A 14,374-nucleotide genomic window follows, 5' to 3' on the forward strand; every position below is an offset into this window, starting at 1 on the left:
ACCCCTGAGTCTCGGGTGGCAGACTTCAGGGCATGGCGATTCACAGGAACCTTCTCGACGGTCCCGACCCGACCCTCCTCCCGGAGGAGGAGCGGCCCTACCGCATGCTGGCGGAGGAGTCCGCCTCCCCGACCCAGGTGGCGGCCGAATTCCCGAGCTTCTGCCTCGCCTGGGCCATGCTCGCCGACGACGCCAACGCGGCCGGCCGCTACGTCGAGTCGTACGCCTACGCTCGCACCGGCTACCACCGCGGCCTGGACCAGCTGCGCCGCAGCGGCTGGAAGGGCCACGGCCCGGTGCCGTGGGAGCACCGCGGCAACCGCGGCTTCCTGCGCTGCCTGGCGGCGCTCGCCCGGGCGGCCGGCGCGATCAAGGAGACCGAGGAGGAGGCCCGCTGCTGGCAGTTCCTGAAGGACAGCAGCGCGGAGGCGTACGCGGAGCTCAAGCAGTAGAGCAGTAGAGCGGCTGGACATCCGGACGTGCGGGTGCCCCCGGTGGATCCTCCACCGGGGGCACCCGTGTTTCACGTGCCCTGTCCTGCGTGCTTCAGGGGCCTTGCCTCAGGCGCCTCACTTCAGGCGCTTGCCCGCCGAACGCAGCTGCTCGGCGGCCTCGACCACGCGGGCGGCCATGCCGGCCTCGGCCAGCTTGCCCCAGGTGCGCGGGTCGTAGGTGTTCTTCTTGCCGACCTCGCCGTCGACCTTCAGCACGCCGTCGTAGTTGGCGAACATGTGGCCGGCCACCGGGCGGGTGAAGGCGTACTGGGTGTCGGTGTCCAGGTTCATCTTCACGACGCCGTTCTCCAGCGCGGTGGCGATCTCCTCGGCGGTCGAGCCCGAGCCGCCGTGGAAGACGAAGTCGAACGGGTCGGTCTTGCCGTACTGCTTGCCGATCGCGTCCTGGAGCTCACGCAGCAGCTCGGGCTTCAGCACGACGTTGCCCGGCTTGTACACGCCGTGCACGTTGCCGAAGGAGGCGGCCAGCAGGTAGCGGCCCTTCTCGCCCAGGCCCAGCGCCTCGGCGGTGCGCACGGCGTCGTTGACGGTGGTGTACAGCTCGTCGTTGATCTCGTGGGTGACGCCGTCCTCCTCGCCGCCGGTCGGGGTGATCTCGACCTCAAGGATGATCTTGGCGGCGGCGGCCTGGGCCAGCAGCTCCTGGGCGATGGCCAGGTTGTCGGCGAGGGTCTCGGCCGAGCCGTCCCACATGTGCGACTGGAACAGCGGGTTCCGGCCCTTGGCCACGCGCTCGGCGGAGACGGCCAGCAGCGGACGGACGTAGCCGTCCAGCTTGTCCTTCGGGCAGTGGTCGGTGTGCAGCGCGACGGTGACGTCGTACTTGGCGGCGACGATGTGGGCGAACTCGGCGAGCGCGATGGCGCCGGTCACCATGTCCTTGTTGTGCTGGCCGCCCAGGAACTCCGCGCCACCGGTCGAGATCTGGATGATGCCGTCGCTCTCGGCCTCGGCGAAACCACGCAGCGCGGCGTGCAGGGTCTGCGACGAGGTGACGTTGATGGCCGGGTAGGCGAACTTGCCCGCCTTGGCCCGGTCCAGCATCTCGTTGTAGACCTCGGGAGTTGCGATGGGCATGCGATCCGCTCCTGTCGGGTTGCGGCGTACGGACGGTGCTGTCCGACGCTGTGTACGCCTTCGTGACGACTCCGTGCCGGCCCGCCGACGCGCGGCGTTGCGGTGGCTCTCCGGCACGTTCGAGGCGACCTCCGCGGTACGGCCATGAGGGTGGTGTGCCGTTGCGGACCGGACGCCCGTGCCATCTTCCCAGACTCGTGCCCGCCGGTCAGCAGGAGCCCGCCATGCGAAACGCCGCAGGGCGCGGGCTTCCGTCCCCCGCCGGGCCCGTCCGGCAGGGGGTCGGGGGCGGTCGCCGGCCAGGTGCGCCCGCTATCCTGCGCCCGTGGACTACAACCAGCTGGCCGTCAATCTGCTCGACGCCAAATCCCTGATCTCGTCCCTCGGCGCCATCGGGCTGATCGCGATCATCTTCGCGGAGACCGGCCTGCTGGTCGGCTTCTTCTTCCCGGGCGACTCGCTGCTGATCCTCGCGGGTGTCGCCGCCTCGAACGCCGCCTCCTCGGTGCTCGGCGACGGCGCCAAGCTGCCGATCGCCGTCCTGCTGATCGGCTGCCCGATCGCGGCGATCGCCGGTGCCCAGCTGGGGCATCTGATCGGCGTCAAGGTCGGGCCGAAGATGTTCGACAAGCCCGAATCGAAGATCTTCCGCCGCGAGTACGTGGTGAAGGCGGAGGAGTACTTCAACAAGTTCGGCTCGGGCAAGGCCGTGGTGCTGGCCCGCTTCATGCCGATCATCCGCACCTTCCTGAACCCGGTGGCCGGCACCCTGGAGATGCCCGCCAAGACCTTCTTCCTCTGGAACGTGATCGGCGGCGTGCTGTGGACCGAGTCCATGCTGCTGATCGGCTACTTCTTCGGTGACGCGCTCGCCCCGGTGATCGACAAGTACCTGATCCCGGCGGTGCTGCTGATCGTGCTGCTGTCGATCTCGCCGATCCTGGTCGAGGTCATGCGCGAGCGGAAGAAGAAGCGGGCCGGCGGTGCCGAGGCCGACGCCGACAACGCGGTCCAGGCCGGCGGCGGTCGGCACCGGCGCGGCTGAGGCCTCCGGCTACGGCGAAGGGCCGGTTCTGCTTCACGGTTTCACGTGAAACAGAACCGGCCCTTCGTGGTTTCCGGGGTGGCCGCCGAAATCAGAGGCCCAGGTCGTCCGCGGTGTACGCGGTCACGTACTCCAGGCCCTGCGCCTCGATGGCAGCCGCGCCGCCGCGCTCCACGATCACCGCGACGCCGACCACCTCGGCGCCCGCCTCGCGCAGCGCCTCCACGGCGGTCAGCACCGAGCCGCCCGTGGTGGAGGTGTCCTCGACGGCCAGCACCCGGCGGCCCTTCACCTCGGGGCCCTCGATCCGGCGCTGAAGGCCGTGCGCCTTGCCGGCCTTGCGGACCACGAAGGCGTCCAGCTGACGGCCGCGCGCGGCGGCGGCGTGCAGCATCGAGGTGGCCACCGGGTCGGCGCCCAGGGTCAGACCGCCGACGGCGTCGTACTCCAGGTGCGAGGTCGCGTCCAGCATCACCCGGCCGACCAGCGGGGCGGCCACGCCGTCCAGCGTGATCCGGCGCAGGTCGACGTAGTAGTCGGCCTCCTTGCCGGAGGAGAGGGTGACCTTGCCGTGCACGACGGCCTTGTCCTTGATCTGTGCCAGCAGGGCGTCGCGGTCGTTGCTCATGAGCGTTCAGTCTAGGCCCTGGCGCTCCCACCGGCGCCCAGGGCCCGGCGTCCGCTCAGCGCTTGCGCAGCGCCCGGACCAGCACCACCGCGCCGCCCAGCAGGGCCACCGAGCCGCCGATCACCCACGGCACCGCGCTGCGGCCGTCGGTGCCCGGCACCACGATCCCGCCGGCCTCGCCGCCCCAACGGGACGCCGCCCGGGCCCGTGCGCTGCGAGCGGGCAGCGCCGGGGCGTACGGGCCGCGCGGCGGGGCGTGGTCCACCTCCTCGGCGGACCGGCCGACGATGCTGCGCCGCACCGGGCCGGTGAGCACCGGCTCCTCCTCGTAGGCGAAGAGCGGCTCGACGATGGCGTCCTCGCCGTCGACGTCGTCCGCCTCCACGGACTCCTCGTCGTCCGCGTCGGCCTCGATGCCGGCGTCGGCGTCGATTTCGGCGTCGGCTTCGATGCCGGTGTCGGCATCGGCGTCGGCGTCGGCGGAGCCGGTGGGCAGGCCGAAGCCCTCGGCGTCGGCGTCGGAGAAGGCGATCAGGTCGGAGAGGTCGTCGTCCAGGTCGTCGCCGGGCTGGTCCTGGCGCTCCTCCAGGTAGACCACGCCGGCCTCGGTGCCGGCCTCGGTGCCGGTCTCGGCCGCCTCGCCGCCCTCGTCCTGGTCCTCCTCCTGCACCTGCTCGCCCTCGGGGGCGACCAGCGCGGCGGCGAAACGGTCCAGCAGACGACGGCCGGTGGCGTCGAGGGTCTCCTCGTCGAACTCGGTCAGCCGGCCGGTGGCACTCAAGTCGCCGGTGAAGCGGATCGCCGCGGTGCCGCCCTCGGCGCCCTCCGCGACACTGACCCGGACGGTGGCGGTCACCTCGCCGCTGCCCCGGACCTCCTCGCCCTCGGCGAGCACGGTCAGCACGCCCTCCCGGCCCTCGATCAGCGACAGCACGCCCTTGTACGTGATCGTGGAGCCGCCGACCCGCAGCTTCAACCGGCCGCCGATCTCCTCGGCCGAGCCCGCCCCGACCGCGGCCGGCTCAGTGCTCAGCCCCGGCACACTCCGCGCCAGCAGCGCAGGATCCTGCAAAGCCTGGCGCACCAGCTCGGCGGACATCGGGACGACAACCTCATGCTCCATGCAACGGAGCCTACCGACTGCTCCCCGCCCGGTCCCTACCCACCACCACCAGATTTTCCCGACCCCACCTGTTCCCCAGCCGTCACCCGCACCACCCCCGGTCGCCCACCCCGCTCATCCAGCCCCGGCCGCCCACACGTCCCGCGCCGTCGGCCGGCCATCGGCCCGCCTCACGTGCGCCCCGGACTCCGGCCCGCTCCACGCGCACCCGGCTGCCGCCCTGGCCCAGCGCCTTCGGCTCCGCCCATCGCCGACACCGCCAGACCTCCCGCACCTCAGCACTGTCGGGGCGGCGGGCCTGGGACAACGGCCTGCCCCGGGTCGCTCCGCGTGTGCCGAGAGCCGCCCGACAAGCGGCGCCCTCCCCGCTGAGCACCGTGGCGCGGTCCGGGGCTCCGCAGCCGCTCGGCTCGTAGGCCTGCCGGGCGCGGCCCGCTCCGCCTCCCTCCGAGCCCGCCTGGGGAAGGTGCGTCGTCCGTCTCTCCGGGATGCCGTGCCGGCTCGCTCCGCATCCGCCCCTCCACCCGGGGCGCTCGCTTGCCGGATTGTCTGGCCGTTGCCGCGCAGGAAGTCGGCCGGGCCGACTTCCTGCGCAGCGGGCGTCAGCGGGGGCCGAGGAGGGTGAGGGCGGCTGGGGGGTGGATGGGGCGGAGGGCGGTGAGGTGGGTGGTGGAGCCGCGGAGGGTGTCGGGGGTGAGGGCGCGGGGTGGTGGGGCGTCGGGGGCGAGGGTGAGCGGGGGTTGGGTGTCGGCGGCGAGGAGGAAGTTCTGGGTGCCGTCCGGCGGGCCGGGGCGGCAGGCGGCGGTGGCGCTGCCCGGGACGGCGTACGGGGCGGTGCGCAGGCCCGCCGTGCGCAGGCCGGACTCGATCCGCCAGAGGCCGTCCAGGTCGCTGCCGGCCCGGACGGCGATCCGGCCGCCGGGGGAGAGCAGCCGGGCGGCGAGGCCGTAGAACTCCTGGGAGTGGAACTTGACCGGCCCGCCGTCGGCCGGTGCCGGGAGGTCGGCGAGCACCACGTCGTACGGCCCGCCCGCGCCGGAGGCGCCCGCGCCGCGCAGCCAGGCCAACGGGTCGGCGGCGACGCTGCGGACCCGGGGGTCGTCCAGGGAGCGCTTGCCGAGGGCGGCGAGCCCGGGGTCGGTGCGGGCGAGCCGGGGGAGGGCGGGGTCGCCGTCGACCAGCCGGACGGCGCGGACGCCCCGGTGCCGCAGCACCTCCCGCAGGGCGAGGCCGTCGCCGCCGCCGAGCAGCAGGACCCGGGCGTCCGGGCCGCCCGCCATGGCGGGGTGGACCAGGCCTTCGCTGGCCCGGTACTCGTCGGGTCCGCAGACCGCGAGCCGGCCGTCCAGGTAGAGCCGGAGCGGGCCTTCGGCGGGGCCGGTGAGCACGATCTCCTGGTGCCGGCTGCGGGTGGCGTAGCGGACCTGGTCGTCGCCGTAGAGGGCGTGGCGGGCGGCGCGTTCGATCGCGTCGGAGCCGGCCGCTGCGGCGCCGAGCAGGCCGAGGACGAGCAGGCAGCCGCCCCAGAGCAGCCGTCGTACTCGGGGGGCGGGTTCCTCGCGGAACAGCCAGAGCACCACGGCGGCCCCGGCGACGGCGTTGACGGCGCCGGTGAACAGCGCGCCGTCGCCGGGGCCGAGCGTGGGCAGGATCAGGAACGGGAAGGCGAGGCCGCCGATCAGCGCGCCCACGTAGTCGGCGGCGAACAGGTCGGCGACGGCCCGTCCGGCGTCCTCCCGCCGGATCCGCTGGATGAGCGTCATCAGCAGCGGGATTTCGGCGCCGATCAGGATGCCGATCAGGCAGGTGAGGCCGACCATGGCGACCTGGTAGCGGCCGATCCAGGACCAGCAGGAGTAGAGCGCGAGGACGGAGAGCCCGCCGGTGAGCGCGAGCGCGCACTCGACCAGCGCGAAGGCGGTGGCGGGGCGGCTGGTGAGCCGCTTGGCGAGCAGCGAGCCGAGGCCCATCGCGAACACCATGACGGAGAGCACGACGGAGGTTTGGGTGACGGTGTCCCCGAGCAGGTAGTCGCCGAGCGCGACGAGTTCGAGTTCGTAGACGAGTCCGCAGGCCGCGCAGACGAACGCGGCCAGCAGGACGGCCAGCCGGGCGAGCCGGGGGCTGGAGCGCAGCCGGGATCGACGGCGGGCGGGCAGGAGGGGGGCGAGGCTTCGCCCGGGCCGGGGTGGGGCGCCGTCGCCGAGGTCCACTCGCGGGCGTGCGGGCGGACCGGCCGGATGGTTGATCACGAACAAACGCTAGGGGACGTGCGGGACGGATGGCTGCGCCCATTCGGCGGACAGTGAGCAACGTCGGATTGACGAACCGTTCCTGCGTGCGATTCGTACGACCGCTTCGGGCGGTCTGCGGACGGATCGGGGGTCCGGTCCGGGCCTCGGAGGGTCATGCGCCGGTCAGCACCAGCGAGGAACGGGTGCACACCAGCTGTCCCTCCTGGGGGTAGGCGTGCCAGGTGCGCCAGAGCACCCGGTCCGCGCCGCCCTGGGCGACCAGCGCGGTGAACGCGCTCGGGTCGCCCGGGAAGACCCCGGCGAGGCCCCGCGGGTGCCCCTCGACCAGGGCCAGCAGTTCCTGGGCGCGGGCCGCGAAGTCGTGCGGCGGCAGCACCTCGATCCGGGCGGCGAACTCGTACTCCCAGCCGCCGACCTGCTTGGCCACCCGGGCCGGCAGCGGGGTTCGGCGGCCGGGCAGACAGGCGACGGTCTCCAGGCACTGGCCGGGGCCCGCGTCGATGACCACCTGGTGGGAGGCGCCCAGCAGGCGCAGCTGGAGGGTGCCGGACGCGCCGGGGCGGTCGGCTCCGTCGAGTCTCAGGTCGCGGACGGCGAGTGCGGGCAGGGGGTCGCCGCCGAGGCACCAGGCGAGGTCACCGGCGCGGGTGTCCGTGTAGGAGGTTTGCAGTGTGGTGAGCATGCTCGGCTCCGCGTTTCAGCTCCGTGCGCGCCCGCCGAGCAGCAGCGAGTAGGCCTAGGCGATGGCGAGGCTGTTCGTGGCTGTGCGGCCTTGGGCGCGGCCGACCGTGGAAGGAAGGATTCCGGCTGGAGATTCAGCAGCAGAGAAGCACGAATACGCCGGGTCCGCCGGTGATTTACCCAACTTTGTCAAGCATTCACCGTTTCGAGCACACCTGCTTCCCGGGTCTGATCGAGCCCGTGTACGAGTCTGCACAGCCCGCGCCCCTATCACCGGATCGCGCGCCGTGTGCGCCGGGAGTGCGCCGTCCGAGTGCATTACACACCGCCGCCCACCCCGAGCGGACCGTGACGACCGGCGAAGGCGTACCCGGAGAGTCGGGCCGCATGCCGCGGGCGTGGCAAACAATCAACCCGGGCAAGGAAGTTGGCGTCACGCCAGAACTGGCGTCGGATCAATCGGCATTCCAGTTCGAAGGGCGCGAAACAGGGCGCGCGCCCACTCGCGCGCGCCCTCTTCGGGCGGTGTCCTCCCGGAGTGCCCCGCCGTGTTTGCAGCGAGCGAAGCAGTCGGGGCTATGGTGAACGGGGGTGTCACGTCCGGGAGTTCGGCCACGGGGTCGGCGAGGCGCCGACCCCGTGGCGGTCGCCCGTCAGAGCTGTCGCAGGCGGGCGACGGCCTCCTGGAGGACCTCGTCGCGCTTGCAGAAGGTGAAGCGGACCAGGCTGCGGCCGGCCTCGGTGTTGTCGTAGAAGACGGCGTTGGGGATGGCGACCACGCCGCAGCGGGCGGGGAGGGCGCGGCAGAACTCGATGCCGTCCTTCTCGCCGAGCGGGGTGATGTCGGTGGTGACGAAGTAGGTGCCCTCGGGGGTGAAGGCGCGGAAGCCGGCCGCGGTGAGGCCGTCGAGCAGGAGGTCGCGCTTGCGCAGCAGATCGGCGCGGAGGGTGTCGAAATACGTGTCGGGCAGCCGCAGGGCCTCGGCGACGGCGTACTGGAAGGGGCCGGAGCTGACGTAGGTGAGGTACTGCTTGGCGGTGCGTACGGCCGAGACCAGGGCCGGGCTCGCGGTCACCCAGCCGACCTTCCAGCCGGTGAAGGAGAAGGTCTTGCCGGCCGAGGAGATGGTGACGGTGCGCTCGCGCATGCCGGGCAGGGCGGCGATGGGGTGGTGGGTGGCGCCGAAGACGAGGTGCTCGTAGACCTCGTCGGAGACGACGAGCAGGTCGTGCTGGACGGCGATCGCGGCGATCGCGGCGAGTTCCTCGGCGGTGAGGACGGTGCCGGTCGGGTTGTGCGGGGTGTTGATCAGCAGCAACCGGGTGCGCGGGGTGATCAGCGAGCGCAGCTCGTCCGGGTCGGGGCGGAACGACGGGGCCCGCAGGGTGAGCGGGACGCGGGTGGCTCCGGCCATGGCGATGCAGGCGGCGTAGGAGTCGTAGAAGGGTTCGAGGGCGATCACCTCGTCGCCGGGCTCCAGCAGGGCCAGCAGCGTGGCGGCGATGGCCTCGGTGGCACCGGCGGTGACCAGCACCTCGGTGTCCGGGTCGTAGGTGAGGCCGTGGAAGCGCTGCTGGTGCTCGGCGACGGCGGTGCGCAGTTCGGGGATGCCGGGGCCGGGCGGGTACTGGTTGCCGCGGCCGTTCAGCACGGCGTCGGCGGCGGCCTCGGCGATCTCGCGCGGCCCGTCGGTGTCCGGGAAGCCCTGGCCGAGGTTGATCGAGCCGGTGGCCGTGGCCAGGGTGGACATCTCGGCGAAGATCGTCGTTCCCATCCCGGCCAGTCGGCGGTTCAGCAGCGGCCTGGTACCCATCAGTGGCTCCTCACGGCTCGTCGTCAGGGCCATCCTGTGACAGTCGGGAGCCGGGGGACAAGAGGGACTACGGGAACGGCCCGCCACCGTGTCGAGCTCGGTGGGGGGCCGTTCCTGGGGGTGCCGGGCGGGATCAGGCCTCGTCGGTGCCCTCGGCCTCGCCGTCCTCGCCCTCGATCTCGTCCTGGAGGCCGAGGCGCTCGACCATCCACTGCTCGAAGCCGACCGCGGCCTGGGTCCAGTTGGCGGTGGTGGTGACGAAGTAGTCCAGGTTGACGCCGGTGCCGACGATCATCTGGGCCTCGCCGATCAGGCGGACCACGCCGTCCTCGTGGGTGTGGGTGTAGACCTTCGGCCAGAGGGTCTCCCGGTTCCACTCGTCGATCAGGTCGAGGATCTCGACCTTCTTCTCCAGCGGGTACGGGCGGTCGTAGAAGGCGCGGACCGCGAAGAGCTCCTTCTGGTCGCCGCGGAACATGTAGTAGACGCGGAAGCCCTCCCAGGGGGCGGTGAGGTCGCCCTCCTCGTCCACGACGTGCTTGAGCTGCATCTGGTCCAGCAGCTGGGAGACGAGGTTCTGGTCCGGGACGATGATCGGCGGCGGGCCGGCCGGCCGCCCGCCCTGGCCGCCGGGCTGGCCGCCCTGGGGGAGGCCGAAGGACGGGATGGACGACGGGTCGATGCTCATGGGGGTCCTCTTCCTCAGTGCACGTGGTGGCCGGCAATGAGAGGCCGCCCTTTCCACCTTCCATCCTGCCTCATTCGGGGCTCCGCTCACAGGGGCACCCGGGGGCCGCGTCGATCTTCGTCCGGCGTTCTTCCCAGGCGTTTTCGCCGGTATGGACGCTTCCGTTCGCCTCGGTCCCGCGGGTGGTGGTCACCCAGGGTGCGCGGGTCGGGGCGCGGGCCGTACGGAGGGTGGCGCGTGAGCCACGTCACGCGTTCGGCGCGCGGGTTCGGCTGCCGCACCGGCCGGTTGCGGTTAGCGTGCGACGCGACTCGCGTAGGTCAAAACCCTGGCCAATTGGGCGAGTTGAGCATTCCTGAGTTGAGGAGGGAACAGAAGTGGGCGGAACGGCGACGGGGGAGGGCGCATCGCTCGGGGCGCTGCTGCGGAGCATCCGGTTGGACCGGGGGATGACGCAGGAGCAGCTGGGTGAGGCGACCGGGTTGAGCGTGCGGTCGATACGCGACCTGGAGCGGGGGGTGTCCTGTCCGCGGGTCTCCACGCTCCGGCTGCTGACCCAGACCTGGGGCCTGCCGGACGTCCAGGTGGCCGAGCTGCACCGGCTGGCGCGGGTCTGGCGGGACCGGTCGCGCCGCCTGCTGCGGCAGGCGGCGGCGGCCGAGTAGCGACGCCCCTGGACGAGCCCGGAACGGGCCGCCCCCGCCGCCGCGGCGAAGCCGGAGCGGAGGGAGCGGCCCGTGTGCCGGACGCGCGCCGGGGGCTACTTCTCCAGCGGCCCCCGGCCACGGACGGTGAGGCGGTCGCCGTCCTCGGCCCGCTCGACCAGGACGGTGTCCCCGTCGTGCACCGCGCCGGACAGGATCGCCCGGGCCAGCTGGTCGCCGATCGCGGACTGCACCAGCCGGCGCAGCGGGCGGGCGCCGTACGCCGGGTCGTAGCCGGTGAGCGCCAGCCAGTCGCGGGCCGCCGCGGAGACCTCCAGGGTGAGCCGCCGGTCCTGCAGCCGCTTGCCCAGGCTCGCCACCTGGAGGTCGACGATCCGGCTCAGCTCGCCGGTGCCCAGCGGCTCGAAGACCACGATGTCGTCCAGCCGGTTGAGGAACTCCGGCTTGAACGCGGACCGGACGGTGCCCAGCACCAGCTCCCGCTTCTCCGCCTCCGGGGTGACCGGGTCGACCAGGTACTGGCTGCCCAGGTTGGAGGTGAGGATCAGGATGGCGTTGCGGAAGTCCACCGTGCGGCCCTGGCCGTCGGTGAGCCGCCCGTCGTCCAGCACCTGGAGCAGGACGTCGAAGACCTCCGGATGGGCCTTCTCCACCTCGTCCAGCAGCACCACGCTGTACGGGCGGCGGCGGACCGCCTCGGTGAGCTGGCCGCCCTCCTCGTAGCCGACGTACCCGGGCGGGGCGCCGACCAGGCGGGAGACCGAGTGCTTCTCGCCGTACTCGCTCATGTCGATCCGGACCATCGCCCGCTCGTCGTCGAACAGGAAGTCGGCCAGGGCCTTGGCGAGTTCGGTCTTGCCGACGCCGGTCGGGCCGAGGAAGAGGAAGGAGCCGGTCGGGCGGTCCGGGTCGGCGATGCCGGAGCGGGTGCGCCGTACCGCGTCCGAGACGGCCTGCACGGCCTCCTTCTGGCCGATCAGGCGGCGGCCCAACTCCTCCTCCATGCGCAGGAGTTTGGCGCTCTCGCCCTCCAGCAGCCGGCCGGCCGGGATGCCCGTCCAGGAGGCGACCACGTCGGCCACGTCGTCCGGGCCGACCTCCTCCTTGACCATCGAGGCGGAGGCGTCCTGGTCGGCGGCGCGCTCCTGGGCGTCGGTGAGCTCCTTCTCGGCGGCCGGGATCTCGGCGTACATCAGCTTGGACGCCCGCTCGAAGTCCCCGTCGCGCTGGGCGCGTTCGAGCGCGCCGTGCAGGTCGTCCAGTCGCTCCTTGAGCTCGCCGACCCGGTTGAGGCTCTTCTTCTCCTGCTCCCAGCGCGCCGTCAGCACGCTCAACTGCTCGTTCCTGTCGGCGAGATCGCGCCGCAGCCGGGCCAGCCGGTCCACCGAGGCCGGGTCCGACTCCTTCTCCAGGGCCAGCTCCTCCATCCGCAACCGGTCGACGGAGCGCTGGAGTTCGTCGAGCTCGACCGGGGAGGAGTCGATCTCCATCCGCAGCCGGGAGGCCGCCTCGTCGACCAGGTCGATCGCCTTGTCGGGCAGGAAGCGGGAGGTGATGTAGCGGTTGGACAGGGTGGCCGCGGCGACCAGGGCGGCGTCCGAGATCTGCACCTTGTGGTGCGCCTCGTACCGGCCCTTGAGGCCGCGCAGGATGGCGATCGAGTCCTCCACGCTGGGCTCGCCGACCAGCACCTGCTGGAAGCGGCGCTCCAGGGCCGGGTCCTTCTCGATCCGCTCGCGGTACTCGTCCAGCGTGGTGGCGCCGACCATCCGCAGCTCGCCGCGGGCCAGCATCGGCTTGAGCATGTTGCCCGCGTCCATCGCGGAGTCGCCGCCGGCGCCCGCGCCGACCATGGTGTGCAGCTCGTCGATGAAGGTGACGACCTGGCCGTCGGAGGACTTGATGTCGTTCAGGACGGCCTTCAGCCGCTCCTCGAACTCGCCGCGGAACTTGGCGCCCGCGACCATCGCGCCGAGGTCCAGCGCGACCAGCCGCTTGCCGCGCAGCGACTCCGGCACGTCGCCGGCCACGATGCGCTGGGCCAGGCCCTCGACCACGGCGGTCTTGCCGACGCCGGGCTCGCCGATCAGCACCGGGTTGTTCTTGGTGCGGCGGGAGAGCACCTGGACCACCCGGCGGATCTCCTGGTCACGGCCGATCACCGGGTCGAGCTTGCCGTCCCGGGCGGCCTGGGTGAGGTCGGTGCCGTACTTCTCCAGGGCCTTGTAGGTGCCCTCCGGGTCCGGCGAGGTGACCTTGCCGCTGCCCCGGACGTCCTTGAACGCGGCGAGCAGCGCCTTGGGCGTGGCGCCCTGCTGCACCAGCAGCTCGGCCACCGCCCCGCCCTCGGCGGCCAGGCCGACCATCATGTGCTCGGTGGAGACGTACTGGTCGTCCAGGTCGTCGGCGCGCTTGCCGGCCTCGGTGAGCACCGCGATGGTGTCCCGGGCGAGCTGCGGGGCGGAGACCGTCGAGCCCGACGCGCTGGGCAGCGCGGCCGCCTGGCGGCGCGCCTCGGCGTCGATCCGGGAGGCGTCGGCGCCGACCGCCTCCAGCAGGGGCCGGGCGATGCCCTCGGGCTGCTCCAGCAGGGCGATCAGGATGTGCACCGGCCTGACGTCCGGATTGCCGGACGCGCCGGCCTGCCGGATCGCGGTGGCCAGGGCGTCCTGGGTCTTGGTGGTGAACTTGCTGGCGTCCACTGCTGGGGGGCCTCCCTCTCGTCCTGCGCTGAGCCGTCTCGCGCTGAGCCGTCTTGCACTGACCTTTGTGCACTGCTGCGGGCCGTACGGCACCGGGTGGTAGTGCCGTACTGCTGCGTACAGCATGCACTAAGTTGAGTCTATTCCGCTCAACCTTTCCTCGCGCCCACATTTTCGGTGAACATCCGGCTCCTCGGTGAACGTTTGGCGGACCGCCTGGTCAACCCCAGCAGCTCCCGGGCAGGCCCGCCCGGCCGCTGCCCGGCCGGCCACACCGCGCGCAGCGGCCGCCGCAGGTCCAGCTCCGGCACCAGCTCCACCTCGACCAGCCGCCGGGTGGCCAGCTCCTCCTCCACCACCAGGTCGCTCAGGCAGACCGGCCCGGCCCCGGTCATCGCCGCGGCCTTCAGCGCGGTGGACGAGGCCAGCTCCATCCGGGGCCGGGCCGCGCCCCCGTACGGCCGCAGGGCCGTCTCCAGCACCTCCCGGGTGCCCGAGCCGGGCTCGCGCAGCACCAGCGGGGTGGCGGCCAGCTCGGCGCCGGTCAGCGGGCTCTGGCGGCGGGCCCACGGGTGGCTGGGCGCCACCACGACCACCAGCCGGTCCGCCGCCACCACCGTGCCGGCCAGTCCGGGCGGGGTGGACGGGCCCTCGACGAAGCCGAGGTCGGCCTCGCCGGCCAGCACCTGCCCGGCGACGTCCGCCGAGTTCGCCGTCCGCAGCGTCACCGCCGTCCCCGGGCTGGCCTCGGACAGGCCCAGCAGCCAGCCGGGCATCAGGTACTCGGCGACGGTCAGGCTGGCCACCAGCCGCAGCTTGGCGTCCCGCCGCCCGCGCAGCGCGTCGATCCCGGCGTCCAGGGCCTGCGCCGCCTCCAGCACCTGCCGGGCCCACTCGACCACCAGCCGGCCCGCCTCGGTCGGGGTGCTGCCCCGGGGCGAGCGGTCCAGCAGCGGGACGCCGATCTGCCGTTCCATGCCCTTGATCCGGGCGCTGGCGGTCGGCTGGCTGACGCCCAGCTCGGCCGCCGCGCGCCCGACGCTGCCCAGCCGGGCCACCGCGAGCAGCAGTTCCAGGGCGCCTAGTTCGGGGACGTGCGAGGAGAGGGCCATAGGTTCAGGCTATGCCCCCATCGAATCTTCGGCGCTACCGGTGGTCCGCCTGCGGACCGATGGTGGAGG

General features: G+C 72.8%; 12 protein-coding genes. 3 read left to right on the forward strand and 9 right to left on the reverse strand.

Annotated features, from left to right (window positions below; all coding sequences use genetic code 11):
- Positions 1-32: 32 nt before the first annotated feature.
- Entirely contained in the window at positions 33-452 is a 420-nt protein-coding gene (locus QWJ13_RS09395) for a DUF3151 domain-containing protein (protein WP_316522384.1), read from the forward strand.
- A 117-nt stretch (positions 453-569) separates the two neighbouring features.
- Here the strand turns inward: QWJ13_RS09395 and fbaA are convergent, their stop codons facing one another.
- A complete protein-coding gene (fbaA, locus tag QWJ13_RS09400; protein ID WP_316522386.1) occupies positions 570-1,592 on the reverse strand; it encodes a class II fructose-bisphosphate aldolase in 1,023 nt (340 codons plus the stop codon).
- Positions 1,593-1,917: 325 nt separating this feature from the next.
- Here fbaA and QWJ13_RS09405 point away from each other — a divergent pair, with 325 nt between their 5' ends.
- Positions 1,918-2,637 carry a DedA family protein gene (locus QWJ13_RS09405; protein ID WP_316522387.1) on the forward strand — a complete coding sequence of 240 codons (720 nt, stop codon included), beginning with the start codon at positions 1,918-1,920 and terminating at the stop codon, positions 2,635-2,637.
- Positions 2,638-2,728: 91 nt separating this feature from the next.
- On the opposite strand, the gene pyrE is transcribed toward QWJ13_RS09405, so the two are convergent.
- From pyrE to QWJ13_RS09435, 6 genes are all read right to left on the reverse strand, one after another.
- The gene (gene pyrE / locus QWJ13_RS09410) at positions 2,729-3,265 is read right to left on the reverse strand and encodes an orotate phosphoribosyltransferase (RefSeq protein ID WP_316522391.1); all 537 of its coding nucleotides are present in this window, start codon (positions 3,263-3,265) and stop codon (positions 2,729-2,731) included.
- 55 nt (positions 3,266-3,320) lie between these two features.
- Positions 3,321-4,388, reverse strand: a complete 1,068-nt coding sequence (locus QWJ13_RS09415) for an SRPBCC family protein (RefSeq protein WP_316522394.1) — start codon at positions 4,386-4,388, stop codon at positions 3,321-3,323.
- Between the two features lie 602 nt (positions 4,389-4,990).
- Positions 4,991-6,640: a polyamine aminopropyltransferase gene (locus QWJ13_RS09420; protein WP_432277471.1), complete on the reverse strand. Its 1,650-nt coding sequence runs from the start codon at positions 6,638-6,640 to the stop codon at positions 4,991-4,993.
- A gap of 154 nt (positions 6,641-6,794) precedes the next feature.
- On the reverse strand, positions 6,795-7,325 hold the full coding sequence (locus QWJ13_RS09425; protein ID WP_316522397.1) for a DUF2617 family protein: 531 nt from the start codon (positions 7,323-7,325) through the stop codon (positions 6,795-6,797).
- Between the two features lie 652 nt (positions 7,326-7,977).
- Positions 7,978-9,138, reverse strand: a complete 1,161-nt coding sequence (locus QWJ13_RS09430; protein WP_316522400.1) for a pyridoxal phosphate-dependent aminotransferase — start codon at positions 9,136-9,138, stop codon at positions 7,978-7,980.
- Between the two features lie 133 nt (positions 9,139-9,271).
- Entirely contained in the window at positions 9,272-9,826 is a 555-nt protein-coding gene (locus QWJ13_RS09435) for a type III secretion system chaperone family protein (RefSeq protein ID WP_316522403.1), read from the reverse strand.
- A gap of 377 nt (positions 9,827-10,203) precedes the next feature.
- On the opposite strand from QWJ13_RS09435, the gene QWJ13_RS09440 reads away from it, so the two are divergent.
- The gene (locus QWJ13_RS09440; RefSeq protein WP_316522404.1) at positions 10,204-10,491 is read left to right on the forward strand and encodes a helix-turn-helix domain-containing protein; all 288 of its coding nucleotides are present in this window, start codon (positions 10,204-10,206) and stop codon (positions 10,489-10,491) included.
- 95 nt (positions 10,492-10,586) lie between these two features.
- Here QWJ13_RS09440 and clpB read toward each other — a convergent pair whose 3' ends face one another.
- Positions 10,587-13,193 carry an ATP-dependent chaperone ClpB gene (clpB, locus tag QWJ13_RS09445; protein WP_316522408.1) on the reverse strand — a complete coding sequence of 869 codons (2,607 nt, stop codon included), beginning with the start codon at positions 13,191-13,193 and terminating at the stop codon, positions 10,587-10,589.
- A gap of 149 nt (positions 13,194-13,342) precedes the next feature.
- Positions 13,343-14,305 (reverse strand): LysR family transcriptional regulator, encoded by a 963-nt coding sequence (locus QWJ13_RS09450; protein WP_316522412.1) that lies wholly within the window; start codon positions 14,303-14,305, stop codon positions 13,343-13,345.
- Between the last annotated feature and the right edge of the window lie 69 nt (positions 14,306-14,374).

The sequence above is a fragment of the Kitasatospora brasiliensis genome (assembly GCF_032654805.1).
Lineage (GTDB): Bacteria > Actinomycetota > Actinomycetes > Streptomycetales > Streptomycetaceae > Kitasatospora > Kitasatospora brasiliensis.

What these genes read in the sequence shown, in the direction of transcription:
- QWJ13_RS09395 (WP_316522384.1), top strand. Translation starts at nt 33, where the DNA reads ATGGCGATTCACAGGAACCTTCTCGACGGTCCCGACCCGACCCTCCTC.
- fbaA (WP_316522386.1), bottom strand. Translation starts at nt 1,592, where the DNA reads ATGCCCATCGCAACTCCCGAGGTCTACAACGAGATGCTGGACCGGGCC.
- pyrE (WP_316522391.1), bottom strand. Translation starts at nt 3,265, where the DNA reads ATGAGCAACGACCGCGACGCCCTGCTGGCACAGATCAAGGACAAGGCC.
- QWJ13_RS09415 (WP_316522394.1), bottom strand. Translation starts at nt 4,388, where the DNA reads ATGGAGCATGAGGTTGTCGTCCCGATGTCCGCCGAGCTGGTGCGCCAG.
- QWJ13_RS09425 (WP_316522397.1), bottom strand. Translation starts at nt 7,325, where the DNA reads ATGCTCACCACACTGCAAACCTCCTACACGGACACCCGCGCCGGTGAC.
- QWJ13_RS09430 (WP_316522400.1), bottom strand. Translation starts at nt 9,138, where the DNA reads ATGGGTACCAGGCCGCTGCTGAACCGCCGACTGGCCGGGATGGGAACG.
- QWJ13_RS09435 (WP_316522403.1), bottom strand. Translation starts at nt 9,826, where the DNA reads ATGAGCATCGACCCGTCGTCCATCCCGTCCTTCGGCCTCCCCCAGGGC.
- QWJ13_RS09450 (WP_316522412.1), bottom strand. Translation starts at nt 14,305, where the DNA reads ATGGCCCTCTCCTCGCACGTCCCCGAACTAGGCGCCCTGGAACTGCTG.